Genomic DNA, 21156 nt, shown 5'->3' on the forward strand with positions numbered 1-21156 from the left:
TTTTAAACGGATTTTTTGGTAAATCTTTTGCGTATATAAATCAAAAGTAACACGAAAATAAGGATAAATGGCCAAACTTGCAGTAGGTCAAGAAAGAAAGTTGAAATTCCGAAAAAGCCTTCTTTAAACGAATTCCACATTTTACTGCCGTAGGAAACGGTTGCGCCACTTTCGGAGGCATTTTGAGTATACATATCGATCGTGATGGTACTCATCGCAATCCGGCTTTGTAAATATTTTAATCGCCCTTCGATCGATTCGATTTCCTCGCGAACCGTAGCCAGTCCTTTTTCGATTTCCAGTATTTCGGAAACTTTAGTCGCTTTGTTTAATAAATCCAGGTAGCGTTTTTCCAACGTTTTTTTGGTGTTGATACGCGATTCGATATCGATATACTCTTCGGTTACATCCTCGGATGAAATTTCTTTCCGATCAAAATGAGAAACGCCTTTGCCGATATCGTTGATAAATGCGTCAAAAGCCGTATTCGGAATCCGAATCGTCAGGTCGCGGTACACCGAATTGTTATTTTTTCCGGTCACATCGTTTTGGATGGTAGCCTTATATTTTACAAGGGCTTTCTGAATATAGGCATACGACTGGTTGAGGTCGGATGTTTCAAACCGGAGGTTGGCATTTTTAATGATTTTGGCTTCGATAAGGGTTTCCGATCCACCGGAACCTGATGTTTCAGAAGCAGCCACAGGTGCGGCTTCCAGATTCATCATTTTGACATCCAGGGATTCCGCCACAGCCACATCTTCGGAATGCTGGTTTTTACAGCTAATAGAAAAGATAAGGACCGCTACAACAAGGAGAATTTTTTTCATAGAAAACACCATTAGTTTGATATACAACGTAAAATCACAACTAAAAGTACAATTTTAGATGGAATTGGAATTCGCTACAATGAAAAATCTTACAATTCTTTGTTTTGGATGGAATCGGCAAACTTTTCAAAAAGCTGCACGGTTTTTTCTTCGATTTCCTGATACGACAAGCGCTCTTTGGTTTGATACAAAAACATAAAGGCATAGGGTTTGTCGGTCGTATCCAATAGCATGTTTTTGTTTAACCGATAGGTTTCGCGTAACACCCGTTTAAAATAATTGCGGTCTACGGCTTTTTTAAAATATTTTTTCGAAACGGAAACACCCATTTTGATTTTTTCATCCGATTCATCCGATTCCAAAGGGACATATACCAAACGCAACGGGTATTTGGAAACCGACTTCCCCTGAGAGAACAATAAGTCGATTGTGCTTCGGCTTTTGAGTTTTTCGGTTTTCGGATAGGTATGCTTCATTCGGCAAAGGTACAAAAAGGTAGTATAAAACGGGTCAGGTAGTATAAAACTGGGACAGGTTTGTATGAGGTCGACACCGGAACTATTTGTTTTTGATCAGTTTCTTGGCGATTTCCCGTAGCATTTCCCGATTCTGATCCACATAAAACAAACCGGCCTGAATGAGTTCGTAGATGTTTTTTTGTGAGGTGTCATCCATTTCCGGTGAAGCATTTTTTAATTGTGGCATCAGTCGGTAATAATTTTTCTGGTTACGTGGCCCTAAGGTTTCGTACATTTTGGTTAAATGGTAATCGACGGTTTCCACGTTGGCCGACAACAATATGTCGATTAACGGCCCGATCCATTTGATTTTACCGGCGTTTTCAAACTTTTCGAAGGTATACGGTTTGTGTACTTCTCCGGTTCCGACTGAAACAATGATCATGTCATTAATAGCCGGATAATCGATTTTTTCCTTATCGCCTAAAATTTTCGAAAAGGCAATTTTCCGCGCTTCGGCATAGGCACACAACGCCGGATTATTGGCATAAACGCCACCGTCGATCAACGTAAATTCCTGCCCGTATAATGATTTTATTTTGGCCGGTTCAAAGTAAGTCGGTGCGGCACTTGTTGCCCGACAAACATCTCTGACGTAAAAGTTTTCCAGTGTCGATTCGGCTTCGTGACTGGTAAAAAATTTGGCTTTCCGCTGACCAATATCGTAGGATGTGATCAGACAGGGCTTGATAAATTGCTGTAACTGCAAATCGCCAAAAACTTCTAGTAATTGTTTTTCCAGATTGCGTTGCGAAATCTTTTCGTTAAACAATCCAAACGGGTTGATCATGTGTTCCCAAAGCGAAACATTAAAAATACTTTCCCCTTTTTTGGCGTATAAATCCAAAGCGGCTTCTACCGAAAATTTCGCTTTTTTGTTTTTGTCCGGAAATAACAGAATGGACGTTAATAGTCCGCCGGTACTGCTTCCGGCAACCAAATCGAAATAGTCGCCTAGTTTTGCATTGGGATTATCCAGTTTTTGCAATTCTTCTTCGATATATTTCAGGATCACGCAGGTAATGATTCCGCGGATACCACCACCATCAAGGCTTAATATGCGTATTTTTTTTGACATGGAACAAAGAGGTTACCTTCCCGGTTTACAGGGGATTTTGTTGTGGCTAATGTATTACAAAAGGATTACATAACCGTTTTTATCGGTCTTCAATTTTGATAATTTTTTCCAGTCGTTATAACCGCGTTTGTCAAAGTGTGGCAAATCTTTAAAGGTTTTCCAGTTGCCGCCCCATTCCCAGCCATATTTGGCAAAAATACTCACACATTCGTACCAGTCGGCGATCCTGTCGTTGTCCCAGTCTTTTTTAGTGTCCCACGAAGCGGTTTTTCCGTCAATAATCAAAACGATATCGATAGCAAATCCGTAGTTATGAATGGATTGTCCGCCTTTGGCATTGGTGACTTTCTTTCCGGGTTTTGTCCGCCCGATGGCATACAGTTCGTCCTGTTCCTTGTTGGTTCGCAATCCCTGTGCAATCCGGATTTTGGCTCTTCCGGTGAGTTGTTTGTCACAATCCTGTATGATTCGGGTTACTTCTTCCCGTACCGACGGATGTAACCTGTTGATTCGATCCTGTGTAGCTTTGTCCATGTTGTTTTGGTTTTGTTTAGCCCTGTAAATGTACTATTAAATTAAAAACGATGGTTGGTATCCGACAGGTAAAATATTGTAAATAAATGAATTGGACTGACCGTTTGGGATTCAATACTATATAGCCATAAAAAAAGCGGCTCTAAAGCCGCTTTTTTTGGTTTGTGTCCGTTTATGGTTTTGACTCATAAACGTTATTTTCTTTTTTAACATCGGCCATTAGATCACTTGGATCAATCACAATGGCTTTGATGGCTTTTTTCTCTTTTCCGATGGTGAAATCATACGTGGTAAAAGCCCAATCCCATCCTCCTAAAACGGTTCGTTGGATTTCCGGGAACGGATTCTCTTTGTTCCAGCGCATTAAGGTATTCGGGATATAGAAACTTTCTTTGGTTCCGTCCTGATATACTACAAGAATATCCAATGGCATTGGCATTCTTCCGATTCTTTCTAACGTTACTTTAGTGTTTTTCCCGTCTTCCGTAACCGATTTGATTCCGTAATCGATCGTGTTCGTTGTTTTGGTCCAGTCGTTCAGATACCAATCCAATGACGCTCCCGAAACACGTTCGGCTGTACGTTTAAAGTCGTTTGGCGTTGGGTGCGTAAATTTATAATCGTGGAAATAACGTTTTAGTGTTTCCATCATTTTGTCCATTCCGATTACATAGCCCAACTGGGTTAAAAATACTTCCCCTTTGCTATAAGCCGAAATACTATAAATCATGTTTTCGTCAAAGCGATCCGCATGTGTGGATTGTGGTTGCTCATGACCGGTATTGACCATATAGAAATAGTTGTTATAGGCCGATTGGAAGGGGTTTTCGTCTTCCTGAAGTTTTTTATCCATTACCTTGATCATTGCAAGATCCGAAATAAAAGAAGTAAATCCTTCGTCCATCCAGAAGTGCTTGCTTTCGTTGGTCGCTAAAACGTGCTGAAACCAGGAGTGCGCCATTTCGTGCGCCGTTACACCGATTAAACTCGGAAGACTTCTGTCGCCGGTAATCAAGGTACACATAGCATACTCCATACCGCCGTCGCCACCCTGAATCACAGAATATTGTTTGTAAGGGTATTCGCCTACGGATTTATTGAAAAAGTCCATTAGAGCGGCTGTTTTTGGCTGTAGCTCTTTCCATTTGTCCATGTATTTCGGGTTGTTTTTGTAGAAAAAGTGTAGTTCTACATTGTTTGGTCCCGGATAGATATCGTGGATAAAATCTTTGTCGGCGCCCCATGCGAAATCGTGTACCATTGGTGCCACAAAATGCCAGGTAAGCGTTTTGGTCTTTTTAGGATAGGTCACCGTAGTGCCTTTGTCTTCGTATCCGTGACCAATCTCGTTTTTGTTTTGTAAATAACCGGTCGATCCGATTACATAGTCTTTGTCGATCGTAATTTTTACGTCGAAATCACCCCAAACACCGTGGAATTCACGCCCGATATAGGGATCGGCATGCCATCCTTCGAAATCGAATTCAGCAATTTTAGGATACCATTGTGTCATCGAAAGCGCGACACCTTCGTCGGAATTTCTTCCGGAACGACGGATTTGAAGCGGAACCTGTCCGTCAAAATCCAAAGCAAATGTAGTGGACTTTCCAGGTAAAATAGGCTTGGCCAATTCAACTTCCAGTACGGTTCCCACTACGCGACTAGTGGTGGCAACACCATCCTGTTTGAAATTAGCCACTTTAAGATAACCGATTTCGTTTGGTTTTAAGGTACTGATTCTACTTTCTTTTACCGTTTTGTCTCCGGTTTTAAAGCTTTTGACCATCCGTTTGTCCGGATCGGAAATGGTTTTTAAACGGGCATCCATTTCGCTTCCCGGTTGGAACGCGTTAAAATACAAATGGTAAAATACCTTGCGTAAGGTATCGGGCGAATTGTTGGTGTAAACGAGTGTTTGTTTTCCTTTGTACTGGAAGTTTTTCACATCCATGTTTACCTCCATTTTGTAGTCAACATGTTGTTGCCAGTAACCCGGATCCGGATTCTTTTGTGCCCACAAACTGCCAATGCTCAGTAAAGAAAGTAAGAATAACTTTTTCATTTTGTAGTAATTGATTTTTGGATCGTTGCCGATCGGTATAATAGCCAAAATGGAAGGGGAGTCCCTTCCATTTCAGCGTGTTTTGGAATTATTTTTTAGAAGCCATCTTGTCGGCCATGATCAATGCGTTATAAGCATTTACCATTTTTCCGGATTTGGATACTTCGCTAAACGGGCGTACATTGTTTGGATCACCTCCTAAAATGACATCCTGTTTTACCGCAATACCGGAATCCATAATGATCTGTTTTACCTGAGCCGCTGTCAGGCTTGGATAGTACGAACGAATCAAGGCTGCTACTCCGGCAACATTTGGCGATGCCATTGACGTTCCCTGTAGGTATTCGTAGCTTTGATTTGGCGTAGTCGCATAGATTTTTTCACCCGGTGCAAATACGTCCACATCCGATTTACCGTAGTTGGAGAAATCGGCAACCAATTCCGGTCCGTACACATAGTTTAAGGCACCTACCGTAAGGAAGTTGTTTGCAATTTCTGGTCCCATTTTGATGTTGTCGTTCGGAAAACGATCTACACCGCCATCAGCATTCAGGTCTAAACCTTCGTTACCGGCTGCTACTACAAGTAGTACGTCTTTTGAAGCGGCATATTTGATCGCATCATATACCCATTCCGGATGTTGTGCGAAGTATTTTCCGAAACTTCCGTTGATCACTTTAGCACCGTTGTCTACTGCATAACGAATTGCCAATGCGATATCTTTATCATATTCGTCTCCATCCGGCACCGCTCTTACGGCCATGATTTCTACGTTATTACTTGCAACACCGTCGCCACCCAATCCGTTTCCGCGGGTTTGTGCGATAATACCGGCTACGTGGGTTCCGTGTTTTGCACCTTCTTTTTCAGGTCCGATTACGTTATTGTCTCCGTATTTTACGTCTTTAATATCGTCCGGATTGTCACCAACCAGCTTTCTTCCGTTAAATTCAAGGTTTAAGTGGTAGTTCACCTGACTGTATACCTGGTCTTTAAACTCGTCGATTTTCTTCAGGTCGTTCCCTGTTTGTGGTAATACCTGCGACATAACCATTCTCGCCTGATTTACAGCCGGATCGGTTGTCTGGATTTTCTGAATATCCTCTAAAGTATAGGTGTCTTTCTTTAAATGCTTTTTAAGGGTATTGCTGGCATTTAAGATAAAATCCAATTGTTGTTTGGCCTGAATTACTTCATTGTATTCTTTATCGTAGGCCTCTTTTGCTTTTTTATAGGCTTCGGAATTTGTGTCTCCTTTTTTCAGGATACGGGTAAATTCCATGTTTTCATGTTCTGCTTTTCCTAAGAAATTCCATCCGTGGATGTCATCGATAAATCCGTTTTTATCATCGTCGATACCATTTCCAGGGGTTTCTTTTGGATTGTTCCAGATAACCGGTTTTAAATCTTCATGGTCGATATCCACTCCGGAATCAACTACACCAACGATTATTTTTTTACTTTTTTTACCTTTTAAAAATTCATAGGCTCTGTCTACACTCATTCCGGGAACCGTATCTTTAATAAGATCCAGATGACTCCAGCGTTTTAAATCTTTTTCAGCCAGTTTACCCACTTTAACCGGCATATTATCCGGTGCGGAAATAGGTGCGTAAACACTTGTTTTTTGTGTGCTGCAGCTTGCCAGGGCTAAAGCTAGTGCGGCAGTTAAGTAAAGCGGTTTTATTAGTTTCATATTCTTTGTTTTTTCTGATTTTATAGGTCGAAAGTATTTGTTTTTGTTACAAAAAGGGTTGAGATTAACACTACTTTAGTATTTCATCACAAGTAAATACCTCTTTTAGACGTACACCTTTTTCGGTATGTTCGACGGTAATGATTGGGTTGTGCGCATCGTGTTCTAAAAACAAAAGATAGTTTTTATCGGCAGCATGGTTCATGAATTTGGTTTTTTCGTCCAGTGTTAACAACGGACGGGTGTCGTATCCCATAACATATGGAATCGGGATATGACCGGCAGTAGCCAAAAGATCGGCACAAAAAACAAGTGTTTTGCCGTTGTATTCGATATGCGGAATCATTTGCTTTTCGGTATGACCGTCGACAAAAAAGATGCCGAAGCCCAATTCCGATTTTTCTAGGAAATCACCTTCCGGGCGTTGTATAAATTTTAGCTGACCGCTTTCCTGTATCGGTAAAATGTTTTCACTTAAAAAAGAGGCTTTTTCGCGGGCATTTGGTTTGGTCGCCCATTCCCAATGGTTTTCGTTGGTCCAGAACGTCGCATTTTTAAAACCGACTTCATATCCGGTCCGGTCTTTATTCCAGACAACGCTACCGCCGCAATGATCAAAATGCAGGTGCGTCATAAACACATCGGTAATATCGTCGCGGTGAAAACCGTGTTGCGCCAATGATTTGTCAATCGTATGATCGCCCCAAAGGGAATAATACCCGAAAAATTTGTCCGATTGTTTGTTACCCATTCCGGTATCGATCAGAATCAGTCGGTTGCCGTCTTCTATCAACAGGCATCGGGCTGCTATATCAATAAGGTTATTTTCGTCGGCAGGATTGGTTTTGTTCCAGATGGTTTTCGGAACCACGCCAAACATAGCGCCACCATCCAGTTTAAAGTTGCCGCTTTCTATAGGATATAATTTCATTGCATTCGTTTTAATTTGGAATGTAAAGATACTTTTTAATGCTAAATCAGGAAAAATAAATACAGCGAAACCGCAACCGGTTTGAATAAAAAAGGTAAAAACTTACAATAGTAAGGGACTTTTTAGGATTTAAAAATGACAAATATCATGTTATAACTATTTTCTATCAAGCTATTCGTTATAAAAATGTTAGGTAGTGTGGCAAACCGCAATATTTGTAATATCTTTGCAGGAAATTAGAAATAATCTGTTTAAACATTATGATAAAAGTATCTGAAACAGCAAAAAAAAGAATCGTCAATTTAATGGAAGACGATGGTTTTGACGCTGCTACCGATTATGTTCGCGTAGGCGTAAAAAGTGGCGGTTGTTCAGGCTTATCGTATGACTTAAAGTTTGATAAAAGCTTAGGCGATGATGATAAAGTGTTCGAAGACAATAATATAAAAATAGCGGTTGATAAAAAAAGCTTTTTGTATTTAGTGGGAACTACTTTGGAATATTCCGGAGGATTAAACGGAAAAGGATTTGTTTTTAACAATCCTAACGCGAACAGAACCTGCGGTTGTGGTGAAAGTTTTTCACTTTAAAAGATAAGTCATTACACTTTTACCATGTATCCGCGTTTCGGACGCATGGTAAAAGTATAAGAACAAGCATATAGAAATGAGTAAGTATACTGAAGAAGAATTAAAAAAAGAACTGGAAACCAAAGAGTATGAATATGGTTTCTATACCGATATCGAATCGGAAACGTTTCCTGTTGGGTTAAATGAAGACATCGTTCGGGCCATTTCGAAAAAGAAAGGGGAACCGGAATGGATGACCGACTGGCGACTGGAGGCTTTCCGTGCCTGGACGGAAATGATCGAACCGGAATGGGCTAACGTACACTACGAAAAACCGGATTTCCAGGCGATCTCCTATTATTCTGCTCCTAAGAAAAAAGATAAATACGAAAGTTTGGATGAGGTGGATCCGGAATTACTGGAAACCTTTAAAAAACTGGGTATCTCTATAGACGAACAAAAGAAACTGGCCGGTGTGGCGGTCGATATCGTAATGGACTCGGTTTCCGTGGCCACTACGTTTAAAAAGACTTTGGCCGAAAAAGGAATTATTTTCTGTTCCATTTCGGAAGCCATTCAGGAACACCCGGAATTGGTTCGTCAATATATCGGTTCGGTTGTACCGCAAAAAGACAACTTTTATGCCGCATTAAACTCGGCGGTATTCTCCGATGGATCGTTTTGTTATATTCCGAAAGGCGTTCGTTGCCCGATGGAATTATCAACCTATTTCCGTATCAATCAGGCCGGAACAGGGCAGTTTGAAAGAACGCTTGTCGTTGCCGACGAGGGTAGTTATGTGAGTTACTTGGAAGGATGTACCGCGCCATCGCGTGACGAAAACCAATTACACGCTGCCGTTGTAGAACTAATCGCTCTTGACAATGCCGAAATTAAATATTCGACGGTTCAGAACTGGTTCCCGGGGAATAAAGAAGGAAAAGGTGGGGTTTTTAACTTCGTAACCAAAAGAGGATTGTGCGAGAAAAACGCCAAAATCTCCTGGACGCAGGTTGAAACCGGATCAGCGGTAACCTGGAAATACCCGTCATGTGTATTAAAAGGGGATAACTCGGTAGGCGAATTCTACTCCATTGCCGTTACCAATAACTTCCAGCAAGCCGATACCGGAACCAAAATGATTCACTTAGGAAATAATACCAAGAGTACAATTATTTCCAAAGGTATTTCTGCCGGAAAATCACAAAACAGTTACCGTGGATTGGTTCAGGTTAGTGCCAGAGCCGAAAATGCTCGTAATTTCTCGCAATGTGACTCGTTACTAATGGGTAACAATTGTGGAGCGCATACGTTCCCGTATATTGAATCCAAAAACAGTACGGCGAAGATCGAACACGAAGCAACGACCAGTAAAATTGGAGAAGATCAGGTATTCTACTGTAATCAGCGTGGTATTCCAACCGAAAAAGCGATTGCACTAATCGTAAACGGATTCAGTAAAGATGTCCTAAACAAACTTCCGATGGAGTTTGCTGTGGAAGCACAAAAATTACTTGAAATTTCATTAGAAGGATCGGTAGGTTAATCCGAATCTTTCAAACAGTATAAAAGCAACGGAAACGTTACAAATAAAAATTAAACATTAGAAGCGAAAATGTTAGTTATCAAAAATTTACACGCTAGCGTAGAAGATAAAGAGATATTAAAGGGGATCAATCTGGAAGTAAAAGCCGGAGAAGTTCACGCAATCATGGGACCAAACGGAGCCGGAAAAAGTACGCTTTCTTCGGTAATTGCAGGTCGTGAAGATTATGAAGTGACCGAAGGAGAAATCCTTTTGGAAGGTGAAGAACTGATCGAACTGGCACCGGAAGAAAGAGCGCACAAAGGTGTATTCTTATCCTTCCAGTATCCAATTGAAATTCCGGGAGTTTCCGTAACCAACTTTATGAAAACGGCGATCAACGAAACCCGTAAAGCACAAGGTCTGGAAGAAATGCCGGCCAATGAAATGCTGAAAATGATTCGCGAAAAATCCGAATTACTGGAAATCGACCGTAAATTCTTATCCCGTTCGTTAAACGAAGGTTTTTCGGGTGGTGAGAAAAAGAGAAACGAGATTTTCCAAATGGCGATGTTGGAGCCGAAACTGGCTATTCTGGACGAAACGGATTCCGGTTTGGATATCGATGCTTTGCGTATCGTTGCCAACGGGGTAAATAAACTGAAAAGTAAAGACAACGCCGTAATCGTAATTACACACTACCAAAGACTTTTGGACTATATCGTTCCGGATTTCGTTCACGTTTTACACGATGGTAAAATCGTTAAAACCGGAGGAAAAGAACTGGCATTAGAGCTGGAAGAAAAAGGATACGATTGGATTAAAAACGAAAACTAGATTTCGGTATAACCGGTAGTTCCGGTTTTGAAACGCATAAACATGGATTTAAAAGAAAAACTGTTAGCCTCTTTTATGGCTTTTGAAGAACGAGTAGATGTACAGGCAACCCTGCACGACGTTCGTACCGAAGCCTTGAAGAACTTTGAAAATAAAGGTTTTCCAACCAAAAAGGAGGAAGCCTGGAAATATACATCGCTAAACGCGGTTTTAAAAAAGGATTTCAGTGTATTTCCGAAAGAAGAAAGTGCCGTTGATTTTAAGGAGGTAAAAAAATACTTCCTGAATGATGTGGATACCTATAAAGTGGTTTTTGTGGACGGGGTTTTTAGTTCGTTTTTGTCATCGACTACTCACGACGGACTGGATGTTTGTCTCATGTCATCGGCATTGACAAAACCCAAATACAAAATGATTATCGATACCTATTTTAATCAGGTAGCGAGTAAAGAAGAAAGTCTGACGTCTCTGAATACGGCTTTTGCCTATGAAGGAGCGTATATCAATATCCCAAAAAGTAAAGTAGCCGACAAACCGATCGAAATTATCTACTTTTCCACCGGAAACGAAGCCGCTTTAATGGTACAACCCCGAAATCTGATTATCGTGGGGGAAAACGCACATGTGCAAATTACAGAGCGTCATCAAAGCTTAAACGAGAATCCGGTATTGATCAATTCTGTTACCGAAATCTTCGCGCACAAGCGTGCTATTGTCGATTTCTATAAAATTCAGAATGATGTGCAAACCACCACATTGATCGACAATACCTATATTTCCCAAAAACAGGAAAGTATCGTTTCGGTACATACCTTTACGTTTGGTGGAAATATTACCCGTAATAACCTGAACTTCTATCACGAAGGAGAGCGTATCGACAGTACGTTAAAAGGAATTACAATTATTGGCGATAAGCAGCACGTGGATCACTATACGTTGGTACACCATTCACAGCCTAATTGTGAAAGCCACCAGAATTACAAAGGTATTTTTGGGGACAATTCAACCGGTGTGTTTAACGGAAAGATTTATGTGGAAAAAGAAGCACAAAAAACGGATGCTTTCCAGCAAAATAACAACATTTTGTTGAGCGATAAAGCGACGATAAATGCTAAACCGCAATTGGAAATCTTTGCCGATGACGTAAAATGTTCGCACGGTTGTACGATCGGACAATTGGACGAAAACGCGATGTTCTATATGCAACAACGCGGAATTCCGAGAAAAGAAGCAAAAGCCTTATTGATGTATGCCTTTACAAGTGAGGTTACGGCAAGTATTAAAATACCGGAATTAAAAAACAAAATTGCCCGTATCATTGCCACTAAATTAGGGGTTAATATGGGATTCGATTTGTAATATAAGACCACTAAAAATAAATGAAAGCCTGACATAATTGTCAGGCTTTTTTTGTTTTAAGATGCATTTTGCGAATTTTAAATGATTTTATACGAGTATATTACGATTTTTATTGTTAATTTTAGTTGCGAGATGCAGAGGCTTAATGAAAATCTAATAAAAATCTAATGAGATAAATTAGCTTTTATTTGGGTGAAGGTGGAATTTTGTTGCAGAATTAGGATTCGTTGTTGAAGACAAATTTCAATACTGTTTTTATATGAAATTGAAACTATTGCTCACTTTTGCCCTGGTAGTTATGGCAAAAGACGTTATGGTATCGCAAACGGTTTACGATATCAAAACGGCACTACAAACCGCAAAAGCCAATAACCGGGAACTCAAATCGGAACAGCTCACCGTGCAGGTGGCGCAAGCCGACGTGGTTACGGCGAAATTACGGCCCAATCTTACCTTAAACAATCAGACACTACAACTGGCTGAGTCGGCACATTATGCGCCCGATACCAAATGGAGTAATTCCCAAAACCGTCAGGTTTGGTGGCAGTTAACCAAACAATTCCAGCTTCCGTCACAACGGAAAAATAAAATCGATGTGGCCAACAAAAGCGTAGCGGTTTCGGAAGCAACCTACAAGGATTTCGAACGCAACCTGCTTACCGATGTGGCGATGAAATGGCTTGATGTATGGTTGGCGCAAAAAAAATGGCAAACGGCTTTGATGGCCAAAAACAACTGGGATACGCTGGTAACGATCAATAAAAACCGATTGAAAAATCAGGTGATTACGACGACCGATTACAATCGTACCGAATTGGTAGCCAATCAATACAACCTGTTGTCGCAAACTTCAAAACAGGATTACCTGAACAAACTGAATACACTGAAATTTTCTTTGGGTGTAAGCAACGATATTGCGATTGCTTCTGATGATGCGGTCGAACTTTCGGCACTGCAAAATCAGGATCAGATGTTGCAAAATGCCATTGAAAACCGAAGCGATATCAACGTGCTGAAAAACAATGTGGAGATGATGAAAAGCAATATCTCCCTTCAGAAAAGCATGGCCTATCCGCAACCGGAATTGGGTGCCGTTTATAATCCGCAAAACAGTGTTCCGTATGTCGGGATTTATGCTACGATCGATCTGCCGTTTTTCGATAGAAATCAAGGTGAAATCAAAAAATCACAGGTAACGAAAGATAAAGCCGAACAAGAACTGGCGACTTCTCAGGAGCGTATTAAAACAGAAATTGGAAATGCCTATGCCAGTTACAAACAGTTCGAACAGAATGCCGGCAATCTGAAGAAGATGAAAGAACAGTCGTATCAGATTTTAAGTAATGTGAAATATGCCTATATGCGCGGCGGAACCACTTTAATCGACTTTCTGGAAGCACAGCGTACCTGGTATGACAGTCAGGAGAATTATTACGAAGCGGTATACCAACATAAAGAAAGTTATATCCAATTACTATACACTACAGGTTTAATAAATCAAATTGCACAATAATGAAACGTGTTTTTTCAATTTTAGTTTTAGGGCTCTTGCTTTCCTGCAATTCCAAAGAGAAAAAGAAAGTAGAAGACCCACAGCCTCCGAAAGTAGAAAACGACGGAAGCCTTATCACGTTCAAGGATAAGAGTATATTCAATCTCTTTAAAACCGAAGTAATCGGTAACGGTTCCTTAACCGGCGATTTGATGGCGGTTGGTCAGGTGGGCGCAACAGTACTGGGATCGGATTCCGGTAGTTCCAACAATATTGTGTTGTTCGAAAACCCCGAACTGTCCTCCAATTATACCCAGTTGATCCAACACCAGATCAACATTAAACAAATTAGTAATGTCAATATCAAACAACGTCAGATTGAGTTGGCTCGGGCAAAAGACCTGAATCAGCATGGCGCGATGACCGGTCAGGAGTTGTTAAATGCGCAGACAGCTTTATCGATGGAGATGACCAATTTGTCGAACGAAAAAGCAGCGATTATCGAACACGAAGCCATGTTAAAATCGGCTGGTTTCGATCCGGATTTGTTGCGAAGAGCACAAAAAGGAGCTGCGTATCTGGTGAGTGATATCCCGGAAAATCAAATCAGCAAATTAAAAAAAGGAGATACCTGTAGCATTCAGTTTACCGCCTATCCGAACGAAACCTTTACAGGTAAAATTGAAGCCATTGCCGACCGTGTGGATTTTACCACGCGTATGGTGAAACTGCGAATCGGATTAAATAATTCCGACGACCGACTAAAAGTGGGGATGTATGCCAATGTGGCTTTCGGTTTAAAAAGTAATAATTCGATTAGTGTTCCGAAAACCGCTATCGTAACGGTACAAGGGAAAAACTATGTGTTTATACAGAAAAGCGACTCTCAGTTTGAACGAAAAGAAGTACAGATCGGACAACAGATTGGCGATCGTATTATCATCTTCGGAGGTGTCGACAATGGAAGTAAAGTCGTAAAAGACGGAGTAATGCAGCTTAAAGGATTGTCATTCGGTTACTAAAAAGTTATACAATGGTACAGGCTCAGATTTTTATTGACAAAGACGAATTGAGAGGCGCGCGTCCTTTATACGAATTCATCTTATTGTTCCTGCTGGAAAAAAACATTGCAGGCGCAACAGCATTTAACGGATTTATGGGCTTTGGCAAACACCAAAAGCTAAAGAGGCCTAACCGCGAATTTTCTTTTGACGAAACACCTCTGGTGATCTCTTTTGTCGATACAAAAGAAAATGTGGAAGAAGCTATAAAAGAATTGCGAAACGTGTACAGCGGAGGATTAATTATCACACATGCTGTGGAACAATGGTAAAAAATGATTAAGAATTTACTTTTATTCTCACTTAGAAACCGATGGATTGTAGTGGGGATCAGTATCGCTTTGATGCTGGTGGGCTATTTTTGCTTTACGCAATTAAAAATTGAAGCGTATCCGGATATTGCCGATACCAATGTAATTGTTGTGGCCCAATACAAAGGGCGTGCTGCCGAAGAGGTGGAACAACAGGTTACGGTGGCGATCGAACGGGCGCTGCAAAATACACCGAACGTACTGGACAGAAGAAGCCGTACGATTTTCGGACTGGGAATCGTTCAGTTGACGTTTAAAGACGGAACAGACGATTATTTCGCCCGACAACAGGTTATGGAGCGATTGGCAACAGCCGATCTGCCGGATGGTGTGGAAGTCGAACTGGCGCCATTGTCAACTGCAGTTGGAGAGATTTTCCGTTATGTGGTGGAAGCACCGCCAAGTTTTACGCCGATTCAGATCCGGGATTTACAGGACTGGGTGATCAAACCGTATTTGCTGCAAACCGACGGTATTGCCGATATTACAACCTTTGGCGGACCGTTAAAACAGTTTCATATCCAGCTATCGCCTGAAAAACTGCGAAAATACGACCTTAAAATCTCCGATATCGAAGAAAAAGTGGTTGCCAATAATATCAACTCCGGAGGGAATACAATCGAACGTGGCGGACAGGCTTTCGCGGTTCGCGGACTCGGAGCGATTAAAAGTGAAAAAGATATTGAAAACATCGTAATCAAAACAGCCAACGGACTTCCGGTTTTTATCCGCGATGTAGGGGAAGTGGAAATCATGCCACCACCGCCAAGTGGCGTTTTGGGTTATACGTTCCCGGACGAAAAAGTAGATGTAAATAATGGGGTGGAAGGGATCGTTTTATTACGCCGTTACGAAAACCCGAGTGAGGTTTTAAAAGCCCTAAAACAACGTATTGCCGACCTACAGGATCACGAATTGCCGGAAGGGGTGAAAATCCGTACGATGTACGATCGTAGCTTCCTGATCAACCACTCGCTGGAAACCGTAGGGCATACGTTATTCGAAGGAATCAGTATTGTGATTATCGTATTGATCTTTTTCCTTGGAAGCTGGCGAAGTGCGTTAGTGGTAGCGCTTACCATTCCGTTTTCGTTATTGTTTGCCTTTATCATTATGCGATTAACCGGTATTCCGGCCAACTTACTATCGTTGGGAGCAATCGACTTCGGGATTATCGTAGATGGTGCCGTGGTAATGGCCGAACACCTGATCAGGCGTTATAAAAAGGCCACAATCGAAGAACGCAAAGAAGGAATTGTGAAAATCACCATGCTTTCGGCTCAGGAAGTGGGACGGGAGATTTTCTTCTCGGTGGCGATTATCATTCTGGCCTATATGCCGATCTTATTGATGACTCGTGTAGAAGGGAAACTGTTCTCTCCAATGGCGTTAACACTGTCGTTTGCGGTAGTAGGTTCGATGTTGGCAGCGTTAACACTGATACCGGTACTGATCTCGTTTGTGTACAACAAAGTGGTTTCGAATATCGATTCGGAAATCAAGGAACATAAAAATATTGTACTGGATTATCTGGATAAAAAGTACAGCAAACTCCTTAACGGACTGTTGAATAACTATAAGAAAACCGTATACATCGGAATGGCGGTGGTATTCGTACTGATTGCTTTCGGATCGCGTTTGGGATCGGAGTTCTTACCGGAACTGGACGAAGGATCTATCTTTATCCGTGGAAATTTCCCGGCCGGTATTTCGATTCAGGAAAACTCGACCTATTCGCCTAAAATCCGAAAAGTGATTTCCAAATATCCGCAGATTTCCTATATCATTACGCAGGCGGGACGAAATGACGATGGAACCGACCCGTTCCCGGCCAACCGTAATGAAATTCTGATCGGATTAAAAGATTATAAATTGTGGAGTGATACGATTACCAAAAAAGAACTGGTAAAAATGGTTCGTACCGACCTTGAACATGCGTTGCCAAGTGTACGCTTCTCGTCCGGTCAGCCCATTATTGACCAGGTGATGGAAATCGTAACGGGTAGTGCGGCCGATTTAGCCGTGAGTATTGTAGGAGACGACTTGCAGTTGATGCGTTCTAAAGCCGACAGTATTGTGTCGATTGTCAATAAAATGAAAGGAAGTGCCGCGGTTAATATCGAACAGGAAGGGCCACAGGAACAGTTGTCGATCCATATCGACCGTGAAAAAACGGCCCGTTTCGGAATTAATGTTTCCGATGTTCAAGATATTATCGAAGCCGCCATCGGTGGAAAAGCGATCACTACCTTGTACGACGGTGTAAAACGATACGATATTGTAGTGCGGTATTTGCCACAACACCGTGCGAACATCGACGAGATCAAATCGTTGTTGGTGACGTCAACCAACGGTGCTTTAATTCCGATTGATCAATTGGCGGATGTAAGCTTTATTCAGGGACAAACCAATATCTACCACTACAATGGCAAACGTATGATTACCGTACGTACCAATATCGTAGGACGCGATCAGGTGAGTTTTGTAAAAGAACTGGAAGGAAAAATCAACAAAACGGTGAAAGTACCAAAAGGCTACCAGATCATTTACGGTGGACAATATGAAAACCTGGAACGTGCCGGAAAACAATTATTATTGACGATTCCGTTAACGATCGGATTGGTGTTTATATTACTGTTCTCACTTTATAAAAACTTTAAAGACACGTTGATTACGATGGCTTGTATCTTATTTGCCCTTGGTGGCGGAATCACAGCCTTGTTATTGCGTGGTTACTACTTTAACGTTTCGGCAGGTGTAGGATTTGTATCGATATTTGGTATATCGGTAATGGCCGGAGTATTGCTCGTCTCGGCGCTCAACAGGGCCAATGTAGGGATTACCGGAGAAAGTTCGCGAGAGACGGTCGAAAAAGTCTCCAAAGAGCAATTGCGGGCGATCTTGTCCATTCTGGTATTGGCCGTATTGGGATTGATACCGGCGGCAACATCAACCGGAATCGGTTCCGATGTACAACGTCCGTTGGCTACGGTAATTATCGGAGGATTGTTAAGTACGCTTGTTTTTGCACCGCTAATCATTCCGGCCTTGTATTACTGGATCCATCCAACAAAGAAAATATAATACTTAAAACCTGACAGGTCTCGAAGACCTGTCAGGTTTATTCGAAGAAAATATAATACGTTATCTAAATGATAAAGCCGTACCGAAATGCGAGGTCGGTACGGTATAAATAAAAAGGTTGTCTGCTTTTGGACAGCCTTTTTTGCTTTCCGGGAAGGCTCCCTTAAATCTGTCTTAATTTATGCGTCTTTTAAAGAAACATCCCGTAAATTTGCAAGGATTAAAAAAATGGAGGAACAGGTGATTCACTTGTCTGCAATTCCATCTGACAAAAAACAGTGTAATCAGATGAAAAAACTAGATATTCAGGCCGTAAGAGCCGATTTTCCAATACTTTCACAAACGGTAAACGGAAAACCGCTGGTCTATTTCGATAATGGTGCTACCGCCCAAAAACCTAAAGTGGTAATCGATGCGATTACAAAATATTACGAGGAAATCAATGCGAATATCCATAGAGGAGTGCATACATTGAGCCAGTTGGCAACCGATGCTTATGAAGTTTCCCGTAATACGATTCAGAAACACCTGAATGCCAAACACAATCACGAGATTATTTTTACTTCGGGGACGACACACGGAATTAATTTGGTGGCCAATGGTTTTGCCGCACTGTTACAACCGGGCGATGAAGTGATGGTTTCGGCTATCGAACACCATAGTAATATCGTACCGTGGCAGTTTTTATGCGAGCGGACCGGTGCAAAACTGGTGGTGATTCCGATGAACGAAAAAGGAGAATTGATCCTTTCGGAATTCGACAGGTTGCTAAATGAAAAGGTGAAAATCATTGCGGTAAATCATATTTCCAACGCTTTGGGAACGGTTAACCCAATTGCCGAAATCATTGAAAAAGCGCATCAAATTGGTGCTGCGGTTTTGATTGATGGTGCGCAGGCGACACCCCATTTACGTCCCGATGTACAGGAACTGGATTGTGATTTCTATGTGTTTTCCGGTCATAAGGTTTGCGGACCAACCGGAGTGGGAATCCTGTACGGAAAAGAAAGCTGGTTAAACCGACTACCGCCTTATCAGGGTGGAGGTGAAATGATCAAAGAAGTTACCTTTGCGAAAACAACCTATGCCGATTTACCCCATAAATTTGAAGCCGGAACGCCCAATATCGCAGGTGGAATCGTTTTAGGAACCGCTATCGATTATATGAATGGAATCGGATTTGAAGCGATCGAAGCCTACGAACAGGAATTGCTAGCCTACGGAACCGAAAAATTATTGGAAATTGAAGGCGTAAAAATATACGGAACCGGAGCGCATAAAGCTTCGCTGATTTCATTTAATATCGAAGGAATACACCCGTATGATATCGGTACGATTGTAGACAAACTGGGAATCGCCGTTAGAACCGGTCACCATTGTGCGCAGCCGGTAATGAATTTCTTTGATATTCCGGGTACGGTTCGTGCATCGTTTGCGTTTTACAATACGAAAGAAGAAATTGATATCTTTGTGGAAGCGGTAAAAAAAGCAAAACAAATGTTATCCTAAAAACAAGCCTATGAGACTAGTAACCCTTTTGGCATCGGTTATTATTACCTGTACAGGATGTAACTGTACGAAGAAAAATATAGCCGGATCGACAGAAAAAGAAACCGAACTAACGATGAAACAGGAACAACAAAACCCGGTTTTTGAATATGATGCTTCATCAAGAGGATTCTATCGAAAAATCGTACTGGACAATAAGGAGTTACGTGTGACCAGTAAAAGGGACGATATGGGCGAACCTACGGTGATAAAACTTTCGGATCAGGAATGGAATGCTATTCTGGCCAACTTTAAAAAAGTAGATCTGAAAGCGGTGCCGGAATTAAAAGCGCCTACCGAAAAAAGGTTTTATGACGGTGCTGCGATGGCCAATTTTACGATACAAACCAAAGACGGAACGTATACCGCGCCTACATTTGACCACGGATTTCCGCCGGCAGCGATTGAAAAAATTGTAAATAAGCTAAATGAATTAGCCGACAAAAAATAAGAAGATGACGATAAAAGCAATTCAGGAGGAGATTGTAGACGAATTCTCGATGTTTGAAGACTGGATGCAACGGTACGAATACATCATTGAACTGGGTAAAAGTCTGCCTCTCATTGAAGAACAGTATAAAAAAGACGAAAATATTATTAAAGGCTGTCAGTCGAAAGTATGGTTGTATGCGGAAGAAAAAGACGGAAATATCGTTTTTACAGCCGATAGCGATGCGATCCTGACCAAAGGGATTATTGCCATCCTGATCCGTACCTTTTCGAACCAGTCGGCGCAGGCTATTTTAGAAGCCAACACCGATTTTATCGACGAGATCGGCCTGAAAGAACACTTATCACCAACTCGTGCGAACGGACTGGTGTCGATGATCAAACAAATTAAAATGTATGCTTTGGCGTTTCAGTCCAAAAATTAAATGTTATGGAAGAATTTAACGATACTATAAATCTGGGAGAAAATGTGGTAAAAGTACTGAAAGGTATTTATGATCCCGAAATCCCGGTGGATATTTACGAATTGGGTCTTATCTATGATGTGATGATCAACGAAGACAACGATGTAAAAATCCTAATGACACTTACTTCACCAAACTGTCCGGTAGCGGAAACCTTACCGATGGAGGTAGAAGAAAAAATCAAATCCATCGATGCGGTAAAATCCTGTGAAGTGGAAATCACTTTCGATCCGCCATGGAGTAAAGACCTGATGAGCGAAGAAGCCAAACTCGAACTGGGAATGCTATAATGGAAGAGATTGTAAACAGAGTCGCGAATAGTGTCTTGCAGGTTTTTGACCTGGAAGACTATTATCCGGAAGGACCTCGTTTTTCCCTTGATGTTTCGCAATGGCTATACGAAGGCTTGGTGCTGCGCGAAAAAGATTTTCGCGAGCAACTTAAAAACCATAACTGGGAAACCTATAAAGACGGTTTTGTGGCGTTATCCTGTAGTACGGATGCGATTGTTCCCGCATGGGCGTTTATGTTGATCACAGCTTATTTGGAGCCGGTTGCCAAAAATGTTTTCTGGGGAACGATTCCGCAAATGGAAATCGGATTGTATCAGGAAATCCTGCAAAAGCTGGATTATAGCAGTTATCAGGATAAACCGGTGATCATCAAAGGATGTTCCCGCAAACCGGTTCCGCAGGAAGTCTATGTGCTGGCTACACAAAAGCTGATGCCAGTTGCCAAAAGCATTATGTTTGGCGAAGCCTGTTCGGCCGTTCCGGTTTATAAACGCAAATAGTATTTGTCGGTTTT

Annotated in this window: 20 protein-coding genes; 13 read left to right on the forward strand and 7 right to left on the reverse strand. The window is 41.6% G+C overall.

Annotated elements, in window-relative coordinates; all coding sequences use genetic code 11:
- Window positions 1–2: 2 nt before the first annotated feature.
- The 7 genes from AAFN64_RS17245 to AAFN64_RS17275 all read right to left on the reverse strand — a co-directional run bounded on the left by AAFN64_RS17245 (window position 3) and on the right by AAFN64_RS17275 (window position 7649).
- Window positions 3–830 (reverse strand): DUF4349 domain-containing protein, encoded by an 828-nt coding sequence (locus tag AAFN64_RS17245; RefSeq protein ID WP_347761423.1) that lies wholly within the window; start codon window positions 828–830, stop codon window positions 3–5.
- Window positions 831–919: 89 nt separating this feature from the next.
- Window positions 920–1306, reverse strand: coding sequence for a ribonuclease P protein component (gene rnpA / locus AAFN64_RS17250; protein WP_347761424.1), 387 nt, complete (start codon window positions 1304–1306; stop codon window positions 920–922).
- Window positions 1307–1388: 82 nt separating this feature from the next.
- The gene (locus AAFN64_RS17255) at window positions 1389–2426 is read right to left on the reverse strand and encodes a patatin-like phospholipase family protein (protein WP_347761425.1); all 1038 of its coding nucleotides are present in this window, start codon (window positions 2424–2426) and stop codon (window positions 1389–1391) included.
- 54 nt (window positions 2427–2480) lie between these two features.
- Entirely contained in the window at window positions 2481–2960 is a 480-nt protein-coding gene (locus AAFN64_RS17260; protein ID WP_300486028.1) for a M15 family metallopeptidase, read from the reverse strand.
- A 172-nt stretch (window positions 2961–3132) separates the two neighbouring features.
- Window positions 3133–5022: a M1 family metallopeptidase gene (locus tag AAFN64_RS17265; protein WP_347761426.1), complete on the reverse strand. Its 1890-nt coding sequence runs from the start codon at window positions 5020–5022 to the stop codon at window positions 3133–3135.
- An 88-nt stretch (window positions 5023–5110) separates the two neighbouring features.
- The gene (locus AAFN64_RS17270; protein ID WP_347761427.1) at window positions 5111–6718 is read right to left on the reverse strand and encodes a S8 family peptidase; all 1608 of its coding nucleotides are present in this window, start codon (window positions 6716–6718) and stop codon (window positions 5111–5113) included.
- A gap of 70 nt (window positions 6719–6788) precedes the next feature.
- Entirely contained in the window at window positions 6789–7649 is an 861-nt protein-coding gene (locus AAFN64_RS17275) for an MBL fold metallo-hydrolase (protein ID WP_347761428.1), read from the reverse strand.
- A gap of 260 nt (window positions 7650–7909) precedes the next feature.
- Between AAFN64_RS17275 and AAFN64_RS17280 the strand changes: the two genes are divergently transcribed.
- The 13 genes from AAFN64_RS17280 to AAFN64_RS17340 all read left to right on the forward strand — a co-directional run bounded on the left by AAFN64_RS17280 (window position 7910) and on the right by AAFN64_RS17340 (window position 21142).
- On the forward strand, window positions 7910–8239 hold the full coding sequence (locus AAFN64_RS17280; protein ID WP_300486036.1) for an iron-sulfur cluster assembly accessory protein: 330 nt from the start codon (window positions 7910–7912) through the stop codon (window positions 8237–8239).
- Between the two features lie 76 nt (window positions 8240–8315).
- Window positions 8316–9764 (forward strand): Fe-S cluster assembly protein SufB, encoded by a 1449-nt coding sequence (gene sufB / locus AAFN64_RS17285; RefSeq protein WP_347761429.1) that lies wholly within the window; start codon window positions 8316–8318, stop codon window positions 9762–9764.
- Between the two features lie 69 nt (window positions 9765–9833).
- Window positions 9834–10580 carry a Fe-S cluster assembly ATPase SufC gene (gene sufC / locus AAFN64_RS17290; RefSeq protein ID WP_136404375.1) on the forward strand — a complete coding sequence of 249 codons (747 nt, stop codon included), beginning with the start codon at window positions 9834–9836 and terminating at the stop codon, window positions 10578–10580.
- 42 nt (window positions 10581–10622) lie between these two features.
- On the forward strand, window positions 10623–11939 hold the full coding sequence (gene sufD / locus AAFN64_RS17295; protein WP_300490676.1) for a Fe-S cluster assembly protein SufD: 1317 nt from the start codon (window positions 10623–10625) through the stop codon (window positions 11937–11939).
- 259 nt (window positions 11940–12198) lie between these two features.
- Complete coding sequence (locus AAFN64_RS17300; protein WP_300490674.1) at window positions 12199–13452, forward strand: TolC family protein; 1254 nt, start codon at window positions 12199–12201, stop codon at window positions 13450–13452.
- Window positions 13452–14453: an efflux RND transporter periplasmic adaptor subunit gene (locus AAFN64_RS17305; RefSeq protein ID WP_347761430.1), complete on the forward strand. Its 1002-nt coding sequence runs from the start codon at window positions 13452–13454 to the stop codon at window positions 14451–14453. The genes AAFN64_RS17300 and AAFN64_RS17305 overlap by 1 nt, the downstream gene beginning before the upstream one ends.
- 11 nt (window positions 14454–14464) lie before the next feature.
- Window positions 14465–14764, forward strand: coding sequence for a DUF190 domain-containing protein (locus AAFN64_RS17310; RefSeq protein ID WP_300490672.1), 300 nt, complete (start codon window positions 14465–14467; stop codon window positions 14762–14764).
- A gap of 3 nt (window positions 14765–14767) precedes the next feature.
- Window positions 14768–17887 carry a CusA/CzcA family heavy metal efflux RND transporter gene (locus tag AAFN64_RS17315; protein ID WP_347761431.1) on the forward strand — a complete coding sequence of 1040 codons (3120 nt, stop codon included), beginning with the start codon at window positions 14768–14770 and terminating at the stop codon, window positions 17885–17887.
- A gap of 288 nt (window positions 17888–18175) precedes the next feature.
- Entirely contained in the window at window positions 18176–19396 is a 1221-nt protein-coding gene (locus AAFN64_RS17320; RefSeq protein WP_347761432.1) for a cysteine desulfurase, read from the forward strand.
- Between the two features lie 10 nt (window positions 19397–19406).
- Entirely contained in the window at window positions 19407–19886 is a 480-nt protein-coding gene (locus tag AAFN64_RS17325; protein ID WP_347761433.1) for a hypothetical protein, read from the forward strand.
- A gap of 4 nt (window positions 19887–19890) precedes the next feature.
- Window positions 19891–20310, forward strand: a complete 420-nt coding sequence (locus AAFN64_RS17330) for a SufE family protein (protein WP_136404383.1) — start codon at window positions 19891–19893, stop codon at window positions 20308–20310.
- A 5-nt stretch (window positions 20311–20315) separates the two neighbouring features.
- A complete protein-coding gene (locus AAFN64_RS17335) occupies window positions 20316–20639 on the forward strand; it encodes an SUF system Fe-S cluster assembly protein (protein ID WP_136404384.1) in 324 nt (107 codons plus the stop codon).
- The gene (locus AAFN64_RS17340; protein ID WP_347761434.1) at window positions 20639–21142 is read left to right on the forward strand and encodes a DUF2480 family protein; all 504 of its coding nucleotides are present in this window, start codon (window positions 20639–20641) and stop codon (window positions 21140–21142) included. Before AAFN64_RS17335 ends, AAFN64_RS17340 begins: the two co-directional genes overlap by 1 nt.
- Window positions 21143–21156 lie beyond the last annotated feature (14 nt).

The organism is Flavobacterium sp. CAU 1735 (assembly GCF_039888695.1).
Lineage (GTDB): Bacteria > Bacteroidota > Bacteroidia > Flavobacteriales > Flavobacteriaceae > Flavobacterium.